General features: G+C 46.5%; 20 protein-coding genes. 2 read left to right on the top strand and 18 right to left on the bottom strand.

The features are described 5' to 3' along the window. Window positions 1-3 precede the first annotated feature (3 nt). From LG368_RS08650 to bioB, 18 genes are all read right to left on the bottom strand, one after another. Window positions 4-507 carry a flagellar basal body-associated FliL family protein gene (locus tag LG368_RS08650; protein WP_226754337.1) on the bottom strand — a complete coding sequence of 168 codons (504 nt, stop codon included), beginning with the start codon at window positions 505-507 and terminating at the stop codon, window positions 4-6. A 117-nt stretch (window positions 508-624) separates the two neighbouring features. Beyond that, window positions 625-2,535, bottom strand: a complete 1,911-nt coding sequence (locus LG368_RS08645; protein ID WP_226754336.1) for a flagellar hook-length control protein FliK — start codon at window positions 2,533-2,535, stop codon at window positions 625-627. A 49-nt stretch (window positions 2,536-2,584) separates the two neighbouring features. Further along, window positions 2,585-4,291 carry a SpoIIE family protein phosphatase gene (locus LG368_RS08640; protein ID WP_226754335.1) on the bottom strand — a complete coding sequence of 569 codons (1,707 nt, stop codon included), beginning with the start codon at window positions 4,289-4,291 and terminating at the stop codon, window positions 2,585-2,587. 15 nt (window positions 4,292-4,306) lie between these two features. Further along, window positions 4,307-6,184 (bottom strand): hypothetical protein, encoded by a 1,878-nt coding sequence (locus tag LG368_RS08635; protein WP_226754334.1) that lies wholly within the window; start codon window positions 6,182-6,184, stop codon window positions 4,307-4,309. A gap of 97 nt (window positions 6,185-6,281) precedes the next feature. Next, a complete protein-coding gene (gene fliJ, locus LG368_RS08630; RefSeq protein WP_226754333.1) occupies window positions 6,282-6,716 on the bottom strand; it encodes a flagellar export protein FliJ in 435 nt (144 codons plus the stop codon). Window positions 6,717-6,775: 59 nt separating this feature from the next. Beyond that, on the bottom strand, window positions 6,776-8,107 hold the full coding sequence (gene fliI, locus LG368_RS08625) for a flagellar protein export ATPase FliI (protein WP_226754332.1): 1,332 nt from the start codon (window positions 8,105-8,107) through the stop codon (window positions 6,776-6,778). A 3-nt stretch (window positions 8,108-8,110) separates the two neighbouring features. Continuing rightward, complete coding sequence (locus LG368_RS08620) at window positions 8,111-8,920, bottom strand: FliH/SctL family protein (protein WP_226754331.1); 810 nt, start codon at window positions 8,918-8,920, stop codon at window positions 8,111-8,113. A gap of 7 nt (window positions 8,921-8,927) precedes the next feature. Next, a complete protein-coding gene (fliG, locus tag LG368_RS08615) occupies window positions 8,928-9,941 on the bottom strand; it encodes a flagellar motor switch protein FliG (protein WP_226754330.1) in 1,014 nt (337 codons plus the stop codon). Next, on the bottom strand, window positions 9,938-11,614 hold the full coding sequence (gene fliF / locus LG368_RS08610; protein ID WP_226754329.1) for a flagellar basal-body MS-ring/collar protein FliF: 1,677 nt from the start codon (window positions 11,612-11,614) through the stop codon (window positions 9,938-9,940). The genes fliG and fliF overlap by 4 nt, the downstream gene beginning before the upstream one ends. A gap of 26 nt (window positions 11,615-11,640) precedes the next feature. Then, window positions 11,641-12,003: a flagellar hook-basal body complex protein FliE gene (fliE, locus tag LG368_RS08605; RefSeq protein ID WP_226754328.1), complete on the bottom strand. Its 363-nt coding sequence runs from the start codon at window positions 12,001-12,003 to the stop codon at window positions 11,641-11,643. A gap of 66 nt (window positions 12,004-12,069) precedes the next feature. Then, window positions 12,070-13,416, bottom strand: a complete 1,347-nt coding sequence (locus LG368_RS08600) for a sigma-54-dependent transcriptional regulator (RefSeq protein ID WP_226754327.1) — start codon at window positions 13,414-13,416, stop codon at window positions 12,070-12,072. A gap of 1 nt (window position 13,417) precedes the next feature. Further along, window positions 13,418-14,572, bottom strand: coding sequence for a sensor histidine kinase (locus LG368_RS08595; RefSeq protein WP_226754326.1), 1,155 nt, complete (start codon window positions 14,570-14,572; stop codon window positions 13,418-13,420). Continuing rightward, on the bottom strand, window positions 14,572-15,081 hold the full coding sequence (locus LG368_RS08590; RefSeq protein WP_226754325.1) for a helix-turn-helix domain-containing protein: 510 nt from the start codon (window positions 15,079-15,081) through the stop codon (window positions 14,572-14,574). Before LG368_RS08590 ends, LG368_RS08595 begins: the two co-directional genes overlap by 1 nt. Window positions 15,082-15,149: 68 nt before the next feature. Beyond that, window positions 15,150-15,827 (bottom strand): dethiobiotin synthase, encoded by a 678-nt coding sequence (gene bioD / locus LG368_RS08585; RefSeq protein ID WP_226754324.1) that lies wholly within the window; start codon window positions 15,825-15,827, stop codon window positions 15,150-15,152. After that, window positions 15,828-16,649, bottom strand: coding sequence for a malonyl-ACP O-methyltransferase BioC (gene bioC, locus LG368_RS08580; RefSeq protein ID WP_226754323.1), 822 nt, complete (start codon window positions 16,647-16,649; stop codon window positions 15,828-15,830). Next, a complete protein-coding gene (locus tag LG368_RS08575) occupies window positions 16,633-17,436 on the bottom strand; it encodes an alpha/beta fold hydrolase (protein WP_226754322.1) in 804 nt (267 codons plus the stop codon). Before LG368_RS08575 ends, bioC begins: the two co-directional genes overlap by 17 nt. Before the next feature lie 12 nt (window positions 17,437-17,448). Next, window positions 17,449-18,630 (bottom strand): 8-amino-7-oxononanoate synthase, encoded by a 1,182-nt coding sequence (gene bioF / locus LG368_RS08570; RefSeq protein WP_226754321.1) that lies wholly within the window; start codon window positions 18,628-18,630, stop codon window positions 17,449-17,451. After that, the gene (gene bioB, locus LG368_RS08565; protein ID WP_420827963.1) at window positions 18,614-19,693 is read right to left on the bottom strand and encodes a biotin synthase BioB; all 1,080 of its coding nucleotides are present in this window, start codon (window positions 19,691-19,693) and stop codon (window positions 18,614-18,616) included. Before bioB ends, bioF begins: the two co-directional genes overlap by 17 nt. Window positions 19,694-19,896: 203 nt before the next feature. On the opposite strand from bioB, the gene LG368_RS08560 reads away from it, so the two are divergent. After that, entirely contained in the window at window positions 19,897-20,481 is a 585-nt protein-coding gene (locus tag LG368_RS08560; RefSeq protein ID WP_226754320.1) for a ComF family protein, read from the top strand. A gap of 77 nt (window positions 20,482-20,558) precedes the next feature. After that, window positions 20,559-21,845, top strand: coding sequence for an adenosylmethionine--8-amino-7-oxononanoate transaminase (gene bioA, locus LG368_RS08555; RefSeq protein ID WP_226754319.1), 1,287 nt, complete (start codon window positions 20,559-20,561; stop codon window positions 21,843-21,845). The last annotated feature ends 65 nt before the right edge of the window (window positions 21,846-21,910 follow it).

The raw sequence follows: 21,910 nt of genomic DNA, 5'->3' as shown, positions 1-21,910 counted from the left end.
CGCTTACTGCATCACAAAATTGGTAAACAGCACGTTATCTATACCTTGCTGACCGGTTTCTTGCTCTAAGATGCTGTTAATCGCCTCCAGAGACGCCTGTTTTAATGCGACTCGGCCTTCCGCGGTTTTCAACTCAGCGAAAGATTGACTGGAAAAAAGCAACACTAAACTGTTACGAATAAGAGGCATATGTAACTTAACCGCATCCACTTGTTGGGCATTTTTTGACATGACCGTCATATTTAACTGCACGTAACGTTGACGACCATCCACTAAGAAATCCACAATAAATACGGGATCAAGGGACAAATAAATAGAAGGCTCATTCACCAAAGCCGCTTCATCAGACTCTGGAGACTCTGCATCACTTGGGCCACTTAAAAATAAAAAATAAGCGGCTGCGCCACCACCCACCAATACAAGGACCAACGCAACAATCAAAATCAGCTTTTTCTTTCCGCCTGATTTACTTTCCTCTTCGCCCACATTTAATTCGTCATCTGCCATCTTTCAAACCTTTAGGTAAACACGGATATTTGTTCAGGCACCAGGGTGCCTTATGCTTCAATAAATTTACCCTATTCTACAAAGAATCCAACAGAGCACCATCAATTTCTCGTTAGTTTACGCGTAGTAATCCACTCCACTGGCAGAAACATAAGTATTATTGGTCAATAATAAATCATCGACCTCTTCTTCATTGCCAATAGCACCATCGCCTTTACGACCTTGGCTTCCACCCTCGCCTTGGTACTGAGCATTGGCGCTATCTTGTTGTGACACATCCACATCCGCTCGACTCAAATCCATGCCTTGCTGCGCTAGCATGTCACGCAGTCGCGCCATTTGTCCTTCCAATAGATCTCTTGCTTGCGGTGTTGCGGCAACGAAGCTGACTTGTGTGTTGGTGTCACTGTCTACCGATATTTTTACCGTTAAACTGCCAAGTTCAGGTGGATCCAAACGTATGTGCGCGGTATGACCACCATCACGAGCGACCCAAGCTACCTTTTGCGACATCTCACTGGCCCAATTTGGATGATTTGGGGGCACGTTCATCGCTAAATTATTCGCCTGAGAAGCCGTCGCGCCCGCATTGATACCTAGACCGCCTGCTGTAGAACGATTGGCTGCATTTTGCAGAGAACTGTTTAGTCCTCCTATATCATGACTGTCTAGACGACCCTTTTCACCTGCTGCACCTTCAATCTGTGCGGCCATCCGACCAATCAAGGCGTCTTGTTCTTTCTTGCGAAGCTCTATCGGTTCATTAGTAAGTAAACTGTCTTCTGGAGCAACATCATCTCCCGTCTCAAGAGTGGCATCGCCCTCTACCCCAAAGCCGTCAACATTACCTAATGGCTCTTTTTGCCCACCAACCAATGTCGTGCCCGTCATCATACTGGGTACGACGGTCGACTTTTCTTGTACTTTATTAGAGTCAACAACCCCCTCTTGATTATTCATACTGGCTTTAACAGAGGCTGCTCCGGCTCCCATCTGGGACAAAACCCAAGACAATTCACTCGGATCTTCTGCAGGCGCAAGATCAATTTTGCCATCCTCTTCCACAGCGTCAGGCAGAATGGCTGGCTGAGGCGTTTTTTCTACTTTCATTAACCCAGATAGAGCAGCCAAAGTCGAAGCACTCGCCTCTCCTCTCTTAGGAAGAGAGTCGGCCTGAACCTTCTCTTCACTCACAAAAGTTTCACGAGGCTGCACCGCAGACAAAGTCGGCTCATTTGAGCCATCAGCAGAGGACAGCGAGACGATACCCACCGTCTCTTCTTGTTGCACCTCTGTTGTTACACCAACAACAGGCGTTTCATCCATGGAAGTCATAACGGCTGCTGATGCCGATGCCGATGCCGATGCCGATGAAAGCCTTACCGATTCCGCTGTATCGATTGACTGACTGTTAGCCTGACGAACTGAAGCAAGACCGGTTACACCAACAAGAGGTTGCTTTGGGGAAGGTAAACCTTCTTTGTTGGCAGGCGATTGTTCACCTTCTAATTGCAAAACATTGCCGCTCTTTCCTACAAAGTTTACCTGCTCACCTCCCTCTACAGTATCATCACTGTCAACACTCAAGGTCGTTAGAACTGACTTTAGATCATCGCTCTTAATACTGGGATCAGGCTGATCTCCTAATTCACTTTTCTCCTTTGAAACCAAAGACACCACAACGTCTGATTCCAATACTTTCTCAGTAGATATGGGGGCTACCGTTGACACCTCTGAAGGAGAGATCGAGCGACTATTTTCTGAAGAAAGAAGAGGGGAAGGTGTAGCCTCCTGTTCAGGCAGCAGTTTTTTTTCTAATGGGGGTTCAGCAGTCAAAGCGCTGGTCGCTTCTTCTGCAACTAGGGCATCGCTGCTTGAAGCAGAGCGCTGAACAATGGGAGAAGATTGCGCTTCCTGAAAGCGTTGATGGAAATCCGCTCCCTTACCAGAAGCCACCTTCAAAAGTGAAGACGACTTAGCAGAAGACTCTGTCGATAACGGTAAAACGGTATTTGAATCTGTGCGCATAAAATCCCCCAATAATAGGAGGCTCAATGCAATATAAGCGCCAACTCGATTATTGCGTCCCCACCTGCCAATTATACTGGGCTGTTACAGCACGACCACCTTTTGAAAAGGTCAATTTTGAGCAGAGTTGGTAGAGCAATGCAAGACCTCGGTTATACAGTAAACTGCTGTCTGATAAGTCAAAGTCTATTTTATTTACATCAAACCCCGCCCCGCTGTCTTCAACATACAGAACCAAAAAACGATTATCTTGATTTGAGGTAACCTTCACTGAGATTTTCACATAACCTTCCTTTAAGTTAGATAAGCGGCGTTCGCGCTCATCGTAATACAAAGAAAAGCCTTCTGCAGACTGTTTAATCTCCGACTGCAACTCTAATACACCGTGTTCAATCGCATTAGAATACAGCTCTGAAAGAATCATAAATATTTGACTGGAAAAACGGCTAAGCCCTGGCACAGTGGTCAGTATTTGTAACACATAAGGTAAGGGGTCCGTATTGCGGAGGGACTCGGCATTAAGAACATACTCAAATGAGAAATCGGCAGGCGCTTCATCATGACCTTTTGAGACGGAGGAGCGCGACGAATCAATACCAATATTTGTATCAAGACGAACACTTAGACAAGAGATGTCATCCCTAGGGTTCTCCAGAATGGATTCTTGTTTCAACTGGTCAACCAGCCAATCTACTGATGCCTCTGCTCGCACAGAGCCTTGATAGAGCGGTGCTAACACCTTATCCGAAAAAGCATTACCTGCCAGATCGATGGAATCCGTCACACCATCAGAAAACGCCATCAAATGATCCCCTGGCGTGAACGACATAGGGTCAATATGACAAACAAACGCTTCTTCAGACAAAACCCCCAAAGGTAAGTTCTTCGAAGACAAGCGAGTGGGCGTGTCAGCACCTTGAGGAAAGAAAAGTAAATCGGGCAATCCACCATTCCAAACTTCCACACTTTTATTATTGACCTTAATATCAATAAACGCCGCACGGCAAAACATATTTTCTGGCAACACCCCTTTCAAGCGAGCATTCATTTCAGGAATGATTTGTCGCATTAAAAAGCCTTTTTTCGTCCAATCAAAGAAGATATCGGCTAGTGGTAACGCCCCAATAGCCGCAGACAAACCATGCCCAGTGAAATCTCCCAGTAAAATATGCATACCACCATTGGGTTTGTAGGCAGCCAAAATCACATCGCCATTAAACGTATCTGTACCATAATGCATGGTTGATAAGGCAGGATCTTCAAGACAATTAGAGTGGGTGATTTTTTCATAGACAAGCTTGGCGAGGGTTTGATCGTTACGCAGCTTCTCATTGTATAACGCCATTTCATCGCGCTGTTCTTCAAGGGTTTTCTGCATAACCAGCAGGCGAACAATCGCATTAAGCTTTGCCGTAATCAGGGTCGGATTATAAGGTTTAGAAATAAAATCAATACCGCCAATCCTAAGGCAATTTGATAAGGCAACAGGGTCTGTAACACCCGATAAAAAGACAATAGGAACAAATCGCTCACCCGCCATTTTTTGAATATCAAGGGCAGCCTCCCAACCATCTTTTTGTGGCATCTTGATGTCTAGACACACCAACTGAATAGTCTCTGGATCAAACTTCTCAATCGCATCCTGACCATCGACCGCTAACACCACTTTATGGCCAAATTGACTCAGGATCGCCCTCAGTAAAAGACGGTCAGACGGATTATCATCCGCAACCAATATGGTTAACACCTGTTCCATACCAAGCTACTCTTTCTAATCAAAAGGCGGCGGCAGTCGCTTGCCTAATGTCGTGCTGATTAAACCATGGATGCGCTCAGACATATCACTGATCGATACCCTTGCTCGATCCAATCGGGCCATTCCTACACTACGATCAGACTCCAGTAACAATAAAGTCGACGTCGCAACGGATTTCATTTCATCGATTTGAGTCTGAACCAAGCTAATATCATGCTCAACGTCGACCGCAAAACGGTGACGAACGACCTCACTTTCACCCTGTGCTGACGACAAACTCGTTAAGACGCCAGATCGTACTTCGTTGAGACAACGATCAACCTCACTCAACAAAAAGACATCGGAGGATAAATCTTTTTCTACCAATGCCAAGCGCTGTAAAACAAGCTCATACCCCAGCAATAAAGAGTCTCTTACTTGCTGAGAGAGCTCTGCCATTGCTTCTAACTCAGCCTGAACAGCGCTCGTAGACACACTCATCTCATCAGAGTCGTTCTCAACGATAGTCTCATTGACCTCGGTTTTCATCTCTAAGACAGTAGGTATTTGTTGTAATTTAGTAATTTTTTTAGCGGGATCAAGCGCATCAGATACAAAGTCTAACGCGTCAAAAAGCGCAACAACGTTTAAACGAACGCGCTCAAGTGAGCGTGCAAAACTAAAATACGGAGAGTCTTCACGCAAGACGCGAATGGGTACGTTCCAAATATCCTTACTCAGTAACATTAAGCTGTGATGCAAGACCTCTAATTCTGCCTGATCCGCTTTTGTTCGTAGAGTAATAAAACAAGAATGCGATACAGTGGCTGACTCTTCAGCCATTTGATCGCCATTGTCTTCTTCGATAAATGGCTCAACCGATAGCCAGTAGACACCCTGATCCAATGCCAGCTTTATTGGCTCATTAGATAATAGTACGGTATCCACGACACGCTCACCCGTGGGCACATCAAGACCCGAATCGATATCAAACAAAGACTCAAAGACAGCAATATTATGACGCCAGAGCTGTTCAGCACTTGAGCTCAGCCACACAATACAGCCTTCTTGATCGGTAATAATAAAGGCGTCACTGACTTTCGTTAACGCACTTTCCATCAATTCTAACCGATCGCTCTGCTGTGACAGGTCAAAATTCTTTGAAGCTAATTCATTATCAATGATGTGCGATATGTCTGTAAACGCATCGACTAAAGCGCGTTCTGGTAAGAGCCCTGCGTGACCATGGCGCCGATGATCTAATACATAATGTAAAAGCGCAAAACCCGACCGTAGCTGACGCTCAAAGCGCACAGACAATACAATGACTATGGTCGCAATAAATAAAAAGATACCGACAGGAATCCAAATTAACTCTGATAAAAAGGTCTGCCGCTGATAATCGTAATCGACACCTAACTGTATTAAACGGTTATTAATGACTTTGAGATTCAGAAAAGAAGCATAGACTTCTTGGCGCTCTGGCGCGGTTAAGGGCTGTCTGTCCAAAGAGCGTTTCGATAAACGCGCTAATAAGGACAAAGAAGATTTGATACTCACCTCATCACGCCATTCATAAGACTGGAGGTACTCATCCATTAATTGATATTCACTGGTGAGCATCTGATGCAGATGACTTGCTTGAGCGAAAGGCGGATTATCAGACTCACTCAATAAAGAGGCATCCTGCAGAAGCAGCCACTCAGACCAATGCTCTTCCGCACTGTAAACAAGACCTAACAACGCAGTGAGCTTATCTTGTTGAGCATTTTGCTTTTCTAGACTCGAACTCATATAGACATAAGCACCAGCAAACGCCAGTACCAGAAGCAATAAGAGTGCTACAACCCCTTTTTGTAAGCTGTTGATTAACTCTTTTCTAGGCGCTCCAAAGGGTGAATGCGGTGTTGTCATAGTTCATCATCACTTCTAGACTAAAATAGAAAGCTGGCAACAAGCCAAGTGTTAAAAATACAATGTTTTTCTTAAACGTCGCATACCTATCAAGAGACTAACGACTTGCGTCCAAAAACCGCCGCATCGCAAACTCATCGCTTTGACGCTGCTCTTGCTTTGCCTCAACGGCTAATTCCGCTTTGACATTTTTCTCTTTGAGCCAGTCCATGCTCTTTGTTTTGCTTCGCGCCTGAGACCAGCGTCTCATACTCATTTCAGCTTGCTGCTCTGAACGACCAACAGCGCCTTCTTGTTGCACAATCGCCTGCTGTACACGATCCACAAAGTGCTGATAGTTAGTGGTCAAATAAGCACTCAACCCAAGCAGGTTTCGTTCAGACTCATATTGCTTTGCGTATTCTTTTAGCTCATTTAATTTTTGTTCATCATAATTTACTTTTGCCTTGTCACGGGCTAACTGTTGAGCCGCTGCATCTTCTTTTCGCTTAGCAAGGTCAATGAGAATTTGCATGCGTTGTGACTTTTTCATTCAATCCCCTCCTTCTCGCTGAGACCTAGATTATGTACCTATTAACAATGGGCCGTGTTTTATTGCTCTTTTGTCATTGCCGCCACCAGTGCTTGCAGGCTTTCATCAATATTGAACTGTTCTGTCAAAGATTGTTGTAAAAAGCCTCGAATTTCAGGCATCAACACGATCGCCTGATCCAAGTCAGGGTCACTGCCTCGTGAATACGCCCCAACTGAAATCAGATCTTGGTTCTGTTGGAATTTCGAATAAAGCTGCTTCACTCTCATTGCGCCATGCAAATGATCTTGGCTCACAATATGCGGCATCGCACGAGAAATTGACGCCTCAACATCAATGGCTGGATAGTGCCCTTCTTCTGCCAAGCGACGAGACAAAACAATGTGTCCATCAAGAATCGCACGAGACGCATCGGCAATCGGATCTTGTTGATCATCGCCTTCGGTTAATACCGTATAAAATGCCGTCACCGAACCACTGCCCTCACAACCATTTCCGGCGCGCTCTACAAGCTGTGGTAATTTTGAAAAAACGGATGGCGGATAACCTTTTGTAGCAGGTGGCTCGCCAACAGACAAGGCAATTTCACGCTGCGCCTGCGCATAGCGCGTTAGAGAATCCATTAATAAAAGAACGTTTTTGCCTTGGTCGCGATAATATTCTGCAATTCGCGTGGCCAGCATGGCCGCTCGCAAACGCATCAGCGCCGAATCGTCGGCGGGTGATGCCACCACCACCGAGCGAGCAAGCCCTTCTGCCCCTAATATTTGGTCAATAAACTCTTTTACCTCTCGCCCACGTTCACCGATCAAACCAACAACAGTAATATCTGCCTCAGTAAATTTGGTCATCATCCCTAACAACATACTTTTACCAACACCACTGCCCGCAAACAAGCCTAAACGCTGGCCCTTACCGACGGTCAACAAGCTGTTAATCGCCTTGATCCCAACATCCAATGGTTCACAAATGGGTTTTCGCTGTAAAGGGTTTATGGCTTCACCGTGCAAAGTAACCGAATCTTTGGTCTTAATCGGCCCTTTTCCGTCCAGCGGTTTCCCCAGGCCATTGACCACTCGACCTAGCAGCTGATCCCCCACAGGCATTCTACTGTCTCCCAATAACGGGCGGACACGAGCACCAGGACAAATCCCTTCGATCGCCTCTGTTGGCATAAGGTAAGTTAAATCCCCAGTGAAACCGACCACTTCTGATTCCACCCAGCGATCCCGTCGTACCTGAACGAGGCAACGGTCTCCCAGGGCAACGACACAACCCACGGCTTCCATCGTTAATCCAACCATACGAGTTACTTTGCCTTCGAGTTGTGGCGGCAAGGAGGCCATGGAAACATGATTTAATTTGGCTAAACGCGCTTCGAGTGAAGACATAGGCTAGTTTTGCTCAGGAAGAGAAAGTTGACGCAGTTCATCAAAAACCACCTCAAGACGCTGCTCAACACGTCCATCCACATGAAAAGATTTAGAGTCAATAACAAAGCTGCCAGACATAAGACCGTCGTCCTCTTCAAGCTGAATACTGAGTCGACTCTTGACGCCCAACTCATCCAATACATCAATATCGTCAGGATGAAGGCGCAATTTAATGCGCCCTTGAAACTCGCCTATCTCGTCAAACACTTTACTCAGTTGCTCACGCAGCACCGTCTGACCGTCTTCAGCCATTTTTGCTAAGCAGACGTTTTCAACCATTCGCATCATAGAATGGTACAGAATTGACTCAGCGGCTTCACGACTGCTTTCAAGAGGAGCAACAATTTCATCAACCACTTGCGCAAGTATGGCCTCTAACTTCGCCAGCTTTGCTTCAGCATCCACCCTCGCTTGAGACAAACCTTCTTCTAAGCCAACTTGGTGGCCTTCTGCATGCCCCTTCTCAAAACCATCGACCTCCCCCTTCGCAAAGCCATCAGCGTGCCCTTTTTGATGGCCCTCTTCCTCACCTTGAATAAACCCCTCTTCATAGGCAGCGGAACGTATCTCTTCAAGCTGGGACGCAGTCAATGGTTCGTATACAAGCGAGTCTTGGTCTACCTCTTCCGTGGTAGGTTCAAACTGTGTTTTATCGACAAGTAAGGCAGGCCCCGAATGGGTGTCTGTTTGATTGTTTTCGAGGTGTGGCAATTCCCAACGCTCATAAGCGGTTAACTTACGCTCGTTTTTTTCACTCTTGTTATCTGACATCGGCTAACTAGACCATCTGCTCACCGCCGCCACCTAGAACGATTTCACCGCTCTCAGCAAGACGTCTGGCCACAGCCAATATTTCTTTTTGTGCCACTTCTACTTCGCTCACGCGCACAGGTCCCTTCGCCTCAAGGTCATCTTTCAACATATCGGCCGCTCGGGAAGACATGTTCTTAAAGACTTTCTCTTGCATGTCTGGATCCGCCCCTTTAAGGGCTAAAATTAATGTTTCAGACTCGACTTCACGAAGAATAACCTGGATACCACGATCGTCTACGTCCAACAAATTGTCAAAGACAAACATCAAATCTTGAATAGTGTTAGCCAAATCTTCGTCTGCATCACGAATGGAATCCATCAGCTCGGACTCAACAGCACTGTCGATGAAGTTCATGATATTGGCTGCGGTACGAACACCACCAATGGTTGTAGATTGAGTGGATTGATTACCAGAGAATTGGCGCTCAAGTATGTTATTTAATTCCTGTAACGCTGCAGGCTGAACGGTTTCAAGTGCCGCAACACGAAGCACAATATCAAGGCGCACCCGCTCGTCAAAGTTGGCTAAAATACCTGCGGCTTGATCAGGGTCTAGATAGGAAATAACGATAGCCTGAATTTGCGGGTGTTCGTAACGAATCACGTCAGCAACGGCTCTGGACTCCATCCATTTGAGTGTGTCCAATCCTGTGGTGTTACCGCCGAGCAGAATTCGATCAATTAAGCTACCCGCTTTCTCTTCACCTAATGCTTCCCGAAGCATGTTACGAATGTAGCCATCTGCACCTAGGCCAAGGCCGGTTTGATCGCCAACCAACACAAGAAAATCATCAAGCACTTTTTCCACTTGATGACGCTGTACATTCGACAACTGTGCCATGGTTTGACCAATCCGCTGAACTTCTTTTGGCCCCATGTGTTTCAATATTTGTGCCGCATCGGATTCACCAAGCGACATTAAAAGCACCGCCGCTTTTTCAACGGACGTTAGGTCTGTTCCTTGGCTCGCATCACTCATTTACTTTCCATCACCCATTGTTTAATCACTTGAGCAACTCGCTCTGGCTCTTCTGCAATTAAGCCACGAATAGCGTTTAATTGACGATCAATTTTCTCAGGTGAGCCCGGCACTAAGATATCTTCCGCACTGACTAGAGACACTTGATCATCTGAAATCTCATCGGTTTCATCTGAAAATATCGCCGCTTCGGTATCTTCATTAACACCAATTTTATTCTGTTCACTTAAGGTCTTCAGAATCGGACGCACAACCACCAACAGCAGCACTAAAACAAATATACCCACCAATGTTGGCTGTATTAAATTCAAGAACCAAGTTTGCTGATAAAAAGGCGGCTCAACAATAGGCTCTTCTGGTTCAGGCAGGGCAAACGGTGAGTTAATAACACTCACGCTGTCACCACGAGAAGGATCGTAACCCACCGCATCTCGGACCAATAACGTAAGACGACCTAACTCATCGTCGTTCCACGGTGTTCTAACCAACGCAGACGTTTCTGGGTTCAAACTCACTAAATCATCCACTACGACCGCTACGGATAAACGTCTTACCGTACCCTGCTGGCGTTTTGTGTAACTAATACTTCGGTCAAGTTCAAAATTACGGGTGGTTTCTTCCCGTGATTGCCCATTAGACGCTGCGCTATTCCCACCGATTGGTGCACCATTTTCATCAACGGCTTCTGGTACAGTCACAGCACCCGGCGGTTGATTGGTCAATGCTCCCGGTATGCCACCGGTATTCGCACCTGATGCTCGATTTTCTCGTAGAGTCTGTTCACTTCGCAACGCCAGTAAATCAGGGTTATATTGCTCTGCTGTTTGCTCCACGGCGGTGAAGTCAACATCAGCAGACACTTCCGCTTTAAAACGACCTTCGCCAATCACGGGACCTAAAATATTATTGACCCGTTGCAGAAGCACATCTTCCACTTTACGAGCATAATCAAATTGTTTACCCGCAACGGACAACTCTGAATCTGTATCTTTTTCTGTTAACAGGGTGCCTCGTTGATCCACAACCGTCACGTCTTTATCACTTAACTGAGAAATACTGGAAGCAACCAGGTTCACAATGGCTTCGACCTGACTCTTGTCCAGTCGTCGTCCGGGGTAGAGCTCTAGAAACACGGAAGCGGATGGTTTTCGAGTATCCCGAACAAAAACCGACTCTTTTGGAATGGCCAAATGCACCCGCGCACTTTTAATGCTTTGCAAACTGGTAATGGTTCGGCTCAACTCACCTTCTAGTCCTCGCCGATAACGTGTCGCCTCAACAAACTGTGATGTGCCTAAAGCCTGTTCTTGATCCATGATTTCCATGCCAACAATATTGTCAGACACGATGCCAGATCCGGCTAATTTAAGACGGGCTTGATGATAAAAATCAGATTCCACCAGCAAAGCGCCAGTATTTTCATCTAATTTAAAGGGAATGTTGTTAACACTGAGTATTTCAACGATCTGATCGGCGTTATAGTCCGTAATACTACTCAAGACAGGCTTGTAATCAGGACCATTACTCCAAAGTACGGCCGCAAGACCAATCGCGATCGACGCCGCTAACCCTACCATAAGCGCAAGCTGACGTATGACCGTTAACTTGTTAAAGCCGGTCACTAAGTCTAGATAGAGCTTTTGCTCTGATTGTTCTGCAGGGACATTATCCATTAAAAAGCGCCAGCGATTTATTCAGCCTAGATAGGCATGTTCATGACTTTCTCATACGCGTCTACAAGTTTGTTTCTTACTTGTGTCATGGCTTCAAAGGACACACTTGATTTTTGTAGACCAATCATAACTTGAGGTAGATCCACCCCTTCGTCACCGCGCTCATAAGATTGGGCTAGCTCTGTTGACTCTTTTTGTAACGTATTGACATTATTCACCGCATTTTTCAGCATTTCTGCAAAATCAGCGCGTTCTACGCCTTCAATCCCTGTGTTTTCACCTTGTATTTTGGTGACTTCTGACACAGGAGAATTTGGCGCTTGAACTTGCGACCGCATATCCCTCATCTGAGACAGGACTTGATTAATGTCTGGACGACCAGAAATCATGTTTTTCACCTAAAAATATATGTTAATACAGTTTAGCATAAAGTGAATTGAAACAAGATACAAAAATCAATCCACATCTATGCCACTTTCTCGCATTTTCGCAATTTTATAACGCAAGGTTCTTGGGCTGATTCCCAGCGTGTCAGCAACCACTTTTCGCTTGCCTTTTGCATCCACCAGCGCTTGCGCAATAATACGAAACTCGTGCTGTTGAACGCCTTTTCCAAGGATCGACGCCGCACTGTCTTCTTCCGGCTCGACAGGCTCAGCGGCCGGAGATAGGCTCATCATATCAAAGGCAATATGATCTTCATGAATCTGTGCATTTGGGCTCAAAATAAGTGCACGTTGAATCACATTATCTAACTCACGAACGTTACCAGGCCAGGGGTGCGCTTCTAATTTGCTTTGAGCAGAGGGCTTTAAAATTGCACCGGTAATGCGCATTTTTGCGGCATGTTTTGCCAGTAAATGTTGGGCCAATGGAAGAATGTCACCTTTTCTCTCACGAATGGGCAACCAGCGCAAAGGAAAGACGTTGAGGCGATAATACAAATCTTCACGGAAACCGCCCTCTCGTACGTAATCCGCCAAATCTCGGTTGGTTGTGGCAATGATTCGCACATCCAAAGGAATAGACTTTTTCCCCCCTAAACGCTCAACTTCTTGTTCTTGTAACACGCGCAGCAACTTAGCTTGCAGCCCGACATCCATTTCTGTGATTTCGTCTAGTAATAAAGTCCCCCCATTGGCCTGCTCAAACTTACCCGCTTGCGAGGACACAGCGCCTGTGTAAGCGCCTTTTTCGTAACCAAACAAAATCGCTTCCAGCATATTCTCGGGAATGGCGGCACAATTTATGGCCACAAAAGGCGCACCAGATCGGTTTGAGCTTTGGTGGATAAAATGCGCTAACACTTCTTTGCCGGTACCGCTTTCACCGCAAACCAATACGGTGGAATCCGTTACAGCAACACGTTTTGCCAACTCGAAAAGGGCAATACTGGAAGGGTCTTTTGCAATGGGTTGTAAGTGACTGGACGCTTCTGTTTTCACCGTATGCTTGGCAATCGCGTTCAGTAACTCTTCTTCTTGAAACGGTTTAAGCAGGTAGTCAACGGCACCATCTCGCATCGCTTCAACGGCATGCGCTATATCACCATAAGCCGTCATCAACATAATAGGCAATTCAGGGTAGGTTTCTACAACATGATGGAGCAAGCCATAACCGTCCATGCCTGGCAAGTTAACATCAGACACCACCATATCAAACACACCGTGCTTCAAAGCGATCACAGCATCTTCTGCACTGTAAACAACTTTGCACTGATAACTGGCCAACATAAGCGTGTCTTCTAGCGCTTCCGCCAACCCTTTGTCGTCCTCGACAATCAATAATTTCACGTCTGACATTTCATACCCTTACAAGAGGCAGTGTAAAGCTGGCGGTAGTACCAGCCCCCTCTATACTGTCTATTTCAAATTGACCGTGGTGAGCTCTTGCGATGGCTTTGACGACCATCAACCCCAACCCAGTACCATGTTGCTTTGTTGTAACAAAACCTTCCTGAACATGTTCTAAATGCGCTTTTGACATACCAATGCCATGGTCTTTGAAGGTCAATGTGATGTAACCATGATTATGACGCCAACTGAGCTCTACTCGCCCCTCAGTAGACTGCGCATCCACAGCATTGTTCACCAGATTTAACAAAGCGCCCAATAATGTTTCTTTGTTGCACTTAATGCAATCGGTTGCTAAAAACTCAGCCCCCGAGGCATGAAACGGTATTCCCCGTTGCTGGCAAATTTCTTGACTCTGATGAGTAAGCTCTTTGATGAAAGCGTTTATGCTGACGGTTTCATCCAGCTTAATCTCGCTGCGCGAGAAAATAAGCATATCGCGGATTTGCTTTTCAATATTGGCCAATCTGTCAGCCAATTTGTTTGCAAACGTTTGACGCATTACGGGGGCCAAATCTGGCTTTTGTAAATGTCCGGCATACAGGGTTGCCGAGGACAAAGGCGTTCTAATTTGATGCGCCAGTGCAGCCACCATTTTGCCCATATTCGACAGTCGCTCATGGTGTGAGAGCTTTTTCTGCAACAAATAAGCTTCTGTCAGATCCACTAAAATCACTAACTGACCGGGAACATTACCCAATGATGCCGTCTCCACCCGTACACGACGGCCACTCACCATGCTGACATCGTGACCATCGTCTTTTTGTGGACGGAAACTTAAAGGAACGATATCACCCCATGGCTGACCTACCAAGGGCAGATTGAACAGACGATCCGCGACAGGATTCGCCATGATGACCGTCCCTTCTTCGCTTAGCAACAGCACGCCAACTGGCATCGACTCAAATAATTGCTGGAATTGCAAAACCAACACACGATTTTTGTCCTGCTCTTCCCGCTTGTCACGTTCTGACTGCTCTAATTTTTCGTAGAGACGAGCGACTTCTTGCTGAAGCCCTACGTAAGATTGAGCCAATACTTCTGACGACTCAGAAAAGGCCGCAAAGGCGGCCTTTAACTCAGCAATTTCTTCGTCTTTTGTCACTAAAACTCCGACTTATCAATATTATAGCGACGCATTTTTTCAATCAATGTCGTACGTTGTATTTGCAAGTTCTGCGCGGCTTTAGAAACAACGCCTTGCGTTGTCGCTAATGCTTGCCGGATCAGTAGTGCCTCAAGGTGGCGCACATGAAGGTTTAAATTCACACCCGATGCTTGAGGAAAAGTGTGAAGCTGCTTAATTTCTTTCAATACGGCAGACAAGGTCGAAGAGCGCCAGGGTAAAGGGCACAACCACACATTATGCTCACCAACGCATGTCACAGAATGACTCAAAGAAATGACCGGCAACACTTCATCCAACTCAAACGAATCAACGGCTTGGCCCAAAACAACAAAATCAGGCAAGGAAAACGCGGTGAGAGAGGTACTGTGTTCGACCCCAATAAAGGTAAAAATACTGGATACGCTGGAAAGCTCTTCATCGTCTAAACCACATAACCACGCCTTCAAATCATCACTCCAATCTAAAAAGTTTGCGTATTTTGCCAAAAAAGCACCCGACTTCAACGTCATTGAACATGATAAACGATGCCCTCTGGTAGAGGCGACGCCGTTTATTATAGCGTTGAATAGAGCGCATCAAACACGGACTCAGCCTCTTTCTCATCTTGGGACCAAGGTAAAACACCGAGCAAAGGCGCTAAAAACAGTGACGACAAAGTGGCTACATTTTCTTCAAAACAAGGCATTCTATCCTGTCCACTGTTGGCAATCCAACCCGCAATGGTCAAACCATCCGCAACAATGGCTTCTGCTGTCAAAATAGCATGATTGAGACAACCCAGCCTCATATCGACCACCAGAATAACAGGAAAATGCAGAGACTTAGCGACATCAGACAACAGCTCTCTGTCGTTAAGCGGTACTCGCCACCCTCCCGCGCCTTCCACCAGGGCAAAATCGTGAGGCGTCAATAACGCTCCTTGAATATAGCCTTGTAAGCGCGATGCCGTTACCAATCGACCTTCGTGACTGGCGGCAATATGAGGTGCTATGGCTTCTTCTAGAACAACAGGGTTGACCTGCTCATAAGGTAATTTGACGCTATTAGCCGCATGAATACGAAGCCCATCGTCATTACGCAACACTCCCTCTCGCCATTCTGCACCCGCCGCCACAGGTTTGAGCCCCAACGCTCTGGCACCTGCACGTTGAGCGGCTTTTAAAAGGCCGACCGTCACATACGTTTTACCCGCATCCGTATTCGTTCCTGTGACAAAAAAACGTTTTTTCACCTATTTCTCCTGATTATTCATCGGCTTACGCGCCACAATATAAGACACTTGGTAACTTAAAGGTACACCTTGTGTACAGCGCTGCTTCTCATATTCTGATAAAAACGCTTTCCACTTACTCGGAGACATACCATCGCGATTTTGACTGGCGATTAAGCTGGCCCCTATTTTTTTCAGGGAATCAATGGCCCCTTTAGCCGACTCAAACCACATGGTCGTGCAAACAGATTCAGCAGATAGAACCGACCAATGTGCGGCTTCTACATAACCTCTAACCGCTTCCATTGAGTCATAACGATGGACGTGCTCTTGCCCATCTAATGCTCGCCAAGCCGTACTGACCTCCTCCATTGACCCTTGCAACAAGGTTGAAAAAACCACATACCCTCCAGGCTGAGTAATACGATACAGTTCTTCGAACAAGGCTCTAGGATTGAGGCACCATTGCACCGCAAGACTGGAAAAAACCAAATGACAAGCATCATCGGCCATCGGTAATTGCTCAGCATCCGCACACACATACTGAACCTGACCAAGCCAGCCATGCTGCGCTCTGGCCACGGATAACATCTGTGAAGACAAATCGAGGGCAACACAAAGCGGTGGCTGGTAACGTGTCACTAACGCATCAAGCGCTTGACCTGTTCCCGCGCCAAGATCTAATACAACCTCCGCTTCTGTGGATGGCAATGTCTGTAAAAGACGACGTAACACAATACGTTGGAAGTCAGCGTAAGCATCATAAGACAGTGATGCACGGTCAAACCGCTGCGCTAATGTTTGTTTATAACGGGATAAAGTATGATCAGGTGTGATTAACATCAATAAAGCTTTCTATATGACGTGCGCAGGTTTCTTGGTCTTCAAGAAAAATAGCATGGGCACAGTGTGGTAACTCGATGTCGTGTGATAACGCATTTGACTCAATGTATTGCGCCTTACCAGAAGAAGACATAAGCGTATCTTTACGGCCGTGAATATGAGCATTAGGACAATCCAATATGGCCCATTCTCGACGAATATCCAATGATTTAAGCAGCCGTAATCCTCCCATCAGACCGACCGAGTCCAGTGTCTCCGTGGGCAAAAAAGCTTGCAGTTGCTTAGCAATCTCACGTTCTTGCTCAGCGCCGCTCGCTTGCAACAAGGTAAATCGCTTCAGACCTGCCTCCGGCGTGCGTTCAATAAGAGACGAAAAAGCCTCAAAGCTATCTAATGGCATACCATGGGGATAACCAACCCGCTCCACAAAACTAGGGGACGTCGCAAGCGTAATCACCCCTTTCACTTGGCTTGAACGACGTGCTGCAACGTACACAGAAATCATGCCACCCAACGACCAGCCGACCCACCAAGCCTGTTTAGGGGCGGCTTCAATCAACTGCTCTGATAGAGCGTCAATATCATAATTAGGGCCTATTCGAGTGCGAGAGACCCACTCTTTATCTAACGAGATACCTGGCAAACTGGCCACTACGACGTAAAAGCGTTGACTCAAACGCAAAGCAAAAGCATGCATCACTTCTTTCGGCATTGCCCATCCTGACACCATAAAAATCGCAGGTTGCGTTATGTCTCCAAAAGCTTCGGTTTCAATACGTTCTGGCATGCTTTCCCTCTCTTATCTCTGTGTTAATACGCGTTCAAGTGCATCGCATAATAACACTAAATCAGACAATGAGTGGGCCGCGCTTAGGGTAATTCGTAAACGTGCACTATCGGCAGGTACGGTTGGAGGGCGTATCGCTGTACACAAAATACCTAATGCTTTTAATGCAGCACTGACTCGCAAAGCAGAGTGTGTATCACCCAACACAATCGGTTGAATCGCTGTCTCAGAAGCCATAAGAGTCACAGGTAAGCCGGATACCCGCTGGCGAAAGTAAGCAATGTGCTGAATAAGCCGCTCACGTCTTTCTTGCCCTTCGTTGGACTGAATTAAGGCTAACGACGCCAACGTTGCTCCTGCGATGGCAGGAGACATAGAAGTCGTGTACACATAAGGACGAGCAAATTGCGTCAGATAATCCGCATAATCGTGGGACGTTGCGACAAATGCTCCAGCCGTACCAAATGCTTTGCCAAACGTTCCGACTAACACGGGGACTTGTTGTGCTTCTAATCCAGCTAACGCAGTGGAACCACGGCCAAGCGCACCGAGGCATCCTAAACCATGGGCGTCATCAACCATAAGGGTCCAATCATACCGAGCCGCCAAGGCAGACAATGCTGCAAGAGGAGCAATGTCGCCGTCCATACTGAACACCCCGTCCGTTGCCAACAAACCAGACGAATCCGATTTCATCAGGCGCTTTTCTGCACTGGCTACATCGGCGTGTAAGTAGCGTCGCAAAGGCGCTTGTGCCAACATGGCGCCGTCGATTAAAGAAGCGTGATTCAGTTTATCTTGCACGACAGGGCGTTGCTTTCCTGCCAGCGCTGAAATCACACCAAGGTTCGCCATATAACCCGTGCTAAACAGTAGCACCCGCTCATAACCTAACCAGTCGGCTAACGCCTCTTCCAAGGCTTGATGAGGCGATAGATGACCACACACCAAATGCGATGATCCTCCCCCTACCCCATGTTGAGCCGCACTTTCCTGCATGGCTTTAACGATCAAGGGGTGATTCGCAAGCCCCAAATAATCGTTTGAACAAAAGGCGGTAAAAGGCTGGCCTTTAATGTGAATGTGAGGCACTTGTGGACTTTGTAAAGTCACCGTGTGACGCATCAGATCTTGCTGGCGACGCGCTTCCAACGCGGCCAACATCCACTCCGGTGTCTTAAACACTGGCTTCATAAAACAATTTGGATTCTTCTTGTTTTACGGCTTGTGCCGCAATGGCTTCAGCCACCGCTTCATCAGAATGCGCTTCTCTCTGTTCGGGCTGTATTCCCAGATTAGCGAACAGCGCCATGTCTTTATCGGCTTCAGGGTTGCCTGTGGTTAATAATTTCTCCCCATAAAAAATGGAATTCGCGCCCGCCATAAAACATAAAGCTTGGGTTTGCTCGTTCATCTCTTGTCGCCCAGCTGACAAGCGAACATGAGACTTAGGCATCAGAATACGCGCAACCGCGATGGTACGAATAAATTCAAAGGTGTCTAAATCCTCCACATTTTCCATCGGTGTGCCTTCCACTTTCACCAGCATATTAATCGGCACACTTTCTGGGTGAGGCTGCATGTGAGATAACTGACGCAATAAACCGACACGGTCTTTTTGTTCTTCCCCCATGCCCATAATGCCGCCACAACACAGCTTAATTCCTGAGCCGCGTACCCGTGACAAGGTGTCCAAACGGTCTTGGTAAGTACGGGTAGTAATGATGCTGTCGTAAAATTCTGCAGAAGTGTCTAAGTTGTGGTTGTAATAGTCCAACCCCACATCGGACAAACGTTTTGCCTGTTCATCGTTTAATGTGCCTAGGGTGACACAAGACTCTAACCCCAAAGACTTAACGCCTTTGATCATTTCAAGCACATAAGGAAAGTCTTTCTCAGACGGATGCTTCCAAGCGGCCCCCATACAAAAACGACTCGCGCCTTTTTCTTTGGCTAAAGCGGCTTCTGCCAAGACTTTCTCCACTTCCATTAATTTTTCTTTTTCAAGTTCGGTATTATAGTGACCACTTTGCGGGCAATATTTGCAATCTTCAGGACAAGCACCCGTTTTAATGGACAACAGAGTACTGACCTGTACTTGGTTCGGGGCAAAATTCTCTCTGTGTATGGTTTGAGCACGGAACATCAAATCCATAAAAGGCAGATCAAAGAGTGCTTTGACTTCCGCTTGAGTCCAATCGAAACGCGGCTTGGCCGTGCTGGTAGAAGACATAGTATTTGACGCACTTAGAGACATGACACCCTCGATCCAATAATTTTGATGGAGCAATACTAATGGACTGGAAAAAACTGTCAACCACAAAAATAAACAAGGTTTACTGCGGTCTTTTTTTGACCCGATGTTATCTTTGCAATGCGTCTTGCCAAAGTACGCTTTGCAAACACTGTGAAGCCGGCTTTGTCAGTAATAAACACCACTGTCAGCGATGCAAGCGCCCAATGACTAACCAAAAAGACACTATTTGCCTTCACTGCACACTGTTTCCCCCTCCCTACAAGGCATGCATCGCACCTTTTCGCTTTGAGGGCATTACCAAAACACTTATTCACCACATCAAGTTCCATCAAGGCAATCATTACATTCGCCCATTGACCTATTTGTTAAGCCAACACCTTCACCAGCACTATGAAAATCGTGCTTGGCCAGAACAGCTTATTTATATACCAAGTCATCCGAAACGCATTAAGGAACGTGGGTTTTGCCAGACTCGCACCATGTCAGCACAGCTGATTAAACAACTCCGCCAGACATTGGGTGATCACAGCCCAACATTAGCGGTGCCCAACCCCCTAAGTAAAATCCAACATTCACAGGCTCAGCATTCTCTTTCTCGAACACATAGGCTTGATGCGCCACAATCTGTCTACAGTGTACAAGGGCGCGTTGCAAAACATGTCGCACTTTTTGATGATGTAATGACCACAGGCAGTACGATAGAAAACGCCACTCGATTATTACAACAAGCAGGCGCAGAACAAGTGGATGTTTGGGTGATTGCACGCACGGCGGACAAACAGGATTAAACCTTGACCCTCTAACCATTCTGGTCATCGAGGTAAGCATTGTTTACTATGCCTGCAAAAATATAAGGGCAGACACAATGAAAACACCCGAAGATTACCTAATGTTAGACAAACAGTTACTCTGGCATCCCTACACATCGATGAGCCACCCCAGCCCTCACTTTTTAGTAGAGGGGGCTACTGGGTGTGAAATCACGCTCGATGGAGGACAGGTTTTAGTAGATGGTATGTCGTCTTGGTGGAGCGTTATTCATGGCTATAATCATCCAGATATGAACCAAGCGATCCAGACGCAACTGACACAGTTTGCTCATGTTATGTTTGGTGGCCTTACCCATAAACCCGCCATTGAACTGGCGGAAAAACTGGTTGCGATCACCCCCACACCCTTGCGACGTGTCTTTTTTTCAGACTCAGGTTCTGTTTCCGTCGAGGTGGCCTTAAAAATGGCCATTCAATACTGGAACACGCAAGGCCAGCCCAATAAACAGTTTTTTGTCACCCCCAAAAGCGGCTATCACGGCGACACCTTTGCCGCCATGTCGGTCTGTGACCCCGATAACGGTATGCACAATTTGTTTAACGAAGCGCTGACTCAACAGTTTTTTGTTGCGCCGCCGCCAACGGGAATCCACACCCCTGTTGATCAGGCGTATCTACACAGCATTAGGACAACATTTGAAGGAAACCATCAACAAATTGCAGGGTTTATCATCGAGCCCCTAGTGCAAAATGCCGGTGGCATGCGCTTTTATAACCCAGAGTATCTAAATCAAATACGTGTCTTATGTGACGAGTTTAATATTCTGCTTATCTTTGATGAAATTGCCACAGGCTTCGGTCGCACTGGAAAATACTTCGCCACAGACCACACCACCATCTGCCCAGATATTCTGTGTGTTGGCAAAGCGCTAACAGGGGGCTATATGACACTGGCCGCCACATTAACCAACGATAAGGTCGCACTTGGCATCAGTGACGAAGGGGGTGTTTTTATGCACGGGCCAACGTTTATGGGTAACCCTCTCGCCTGTGCAGCGGCCAATGCAAGTTTGGCGCTATTAGACAGCTACGATATTCCACAAAAAATTACGCAGTTAGAGTCTTGGATGAAGAATGCCTTAGCGCCTTGCGAGTCACTGGAACAAGTAAAAGAAGTGCGTTGTCTCGGAGGAATTGGCGTTGTAGAGCTTAAAAAACCGGTTACATTACAAGATGTTCAACCAAAATTCGTCAAACTCGGGGTTTGGGTACGCCCATTTGGAAAACTGATTTATTTAATGCCGCCCTTTATTATTAGCCAAGAGCAGATTCAGACATTGGCGGATGCCATTTACCAAGTGGTCAGCGAAGAGACGGTATAGCACGCACACAAAAAAGCCCTTTATTTCTCAACAAAGGGCTTACATGCCAACATTGATACACGCAT

The sequence above is a fragment of the Marinomonas algarum genome, from assembly GCF_020532605.1.
Classification (GTDB): Bacteria; Pseudomonadota; Gammaproteobacteria; order Pseudomonadales; family Marinomonadaceae; genus Marinomonas; species Marinomonas algarum.
This window is presented reverse-complemented; position numbering and strand designations above follow the sequence as displayed.

Coding starts and splice junctions, on each gene's coding strand:
- LG368_RS08650 (WP_226754337.1), bottom strand. CDS start 507: ATGGCAGATGACGAATTAAATGTGGGCGAAGAGGAAAGTAAATCAGGC.
- LG368_RS08645 (WP_226754336.1), bottom strand. CDS start 2,535: ATGCGCACAGATTCAAATACCGTTTTACCGTTATCGACAGAGTCTTCT.
- LG368_RS08640 (WP_226754335.1), bottom strand. CDS start 4,291: ATGGAACAGGTGTTAACCATATTGGTTGCGGATGATAATCCGTCTGAC.
- LG368_RS08635 (WP_226754334.1), bottom strand. CDS start 6,184: ATGACAACACCGCATTCACCCTTTGGAGCGCCTAGAAAAGAGTTAATC.
- fliJ (WP_226754333.1), bottom strand. CDS start 6,716: ATGAAAAAGTCACAACGCATGCAAATTCTCATTGACCTTGCTAAGCGA.
- fliI (WP_226754332.1), bottom strand. CDS start 8,107: ATGTCTTCACTCGAAGCGCGTTTAGCCAAATTAAATCATGTTTCCATG.
- LG368_RS08620 (WP_226754331.1), bottom strand. CDS start 8,920: ATGTCAGATAACAAGAGTGAAAAAAACGAGCGTAAGTTAACCGCTTAT.
- fliG (WP_226754330.1), bottom strand. CDS start 9,941: ATGAGTGATGCGAGCCAAGGAACAGACCTAACGTCCGTTGAAAAAGCG.
- fliF (WP_226754329.1), bottom strand. CDS start 11,614: ATGGATAATGTCCCTGCAGAACAATCAGAGCAAAAGCTCTATCTAGAC.
- fliE (WP_226754328.1), bottom strand. CDS start 12,003: ATGATTTCTGGTCGTCCAGACATTAATCAAGTCCTGTCTCAGATGAGG.
- LG368_RS08600 (WP_226754327.1), bottom strand. CDS start 13,416: ATGTCAGACGTGAAATTATTGATTGTCGAGGACGACAAAGGGTTGGCG.
- bioC (WP_226754323.1), bottom strand. CDS start 16,649: ATGTTAATCACACCTGATCATACTTTATCCCGTTATAAACAAACATTA.
- LG368_RS08575 (WP_226754322.1), bottom strand. CDS start 17,436: ATGCCAGAACGTATTGAAACCGAAGCTTTTGGAGACATAACGCAACCT.
- bioF (WP_226754321.1), bottom strand. CDS start 18,630: ATGAAGCCAGTGTTTAAGACACCGGAGTGGATGTTGGCCGCGTTGGAA.
- bioB (WP_420827963.1), bottom strand. CDS start 19,693: ATGTCTCTAAGTGCGTCAAATACTATGTCTTCTACCAGCACGGCCAAG.
- LG368_RS08560 (WP_226754320.1), top strand. CDS start 19,897: ATGACTAACCAAAAAGACACTATTTGCCTTCACTGCACACTGTTTCCC.
- bioA (WP_226754319.1), top strand. CDS start 20,559: ATGAAAACACCCGAAGATTACCTAATGTTAGACAAACAGTTACTCTGG.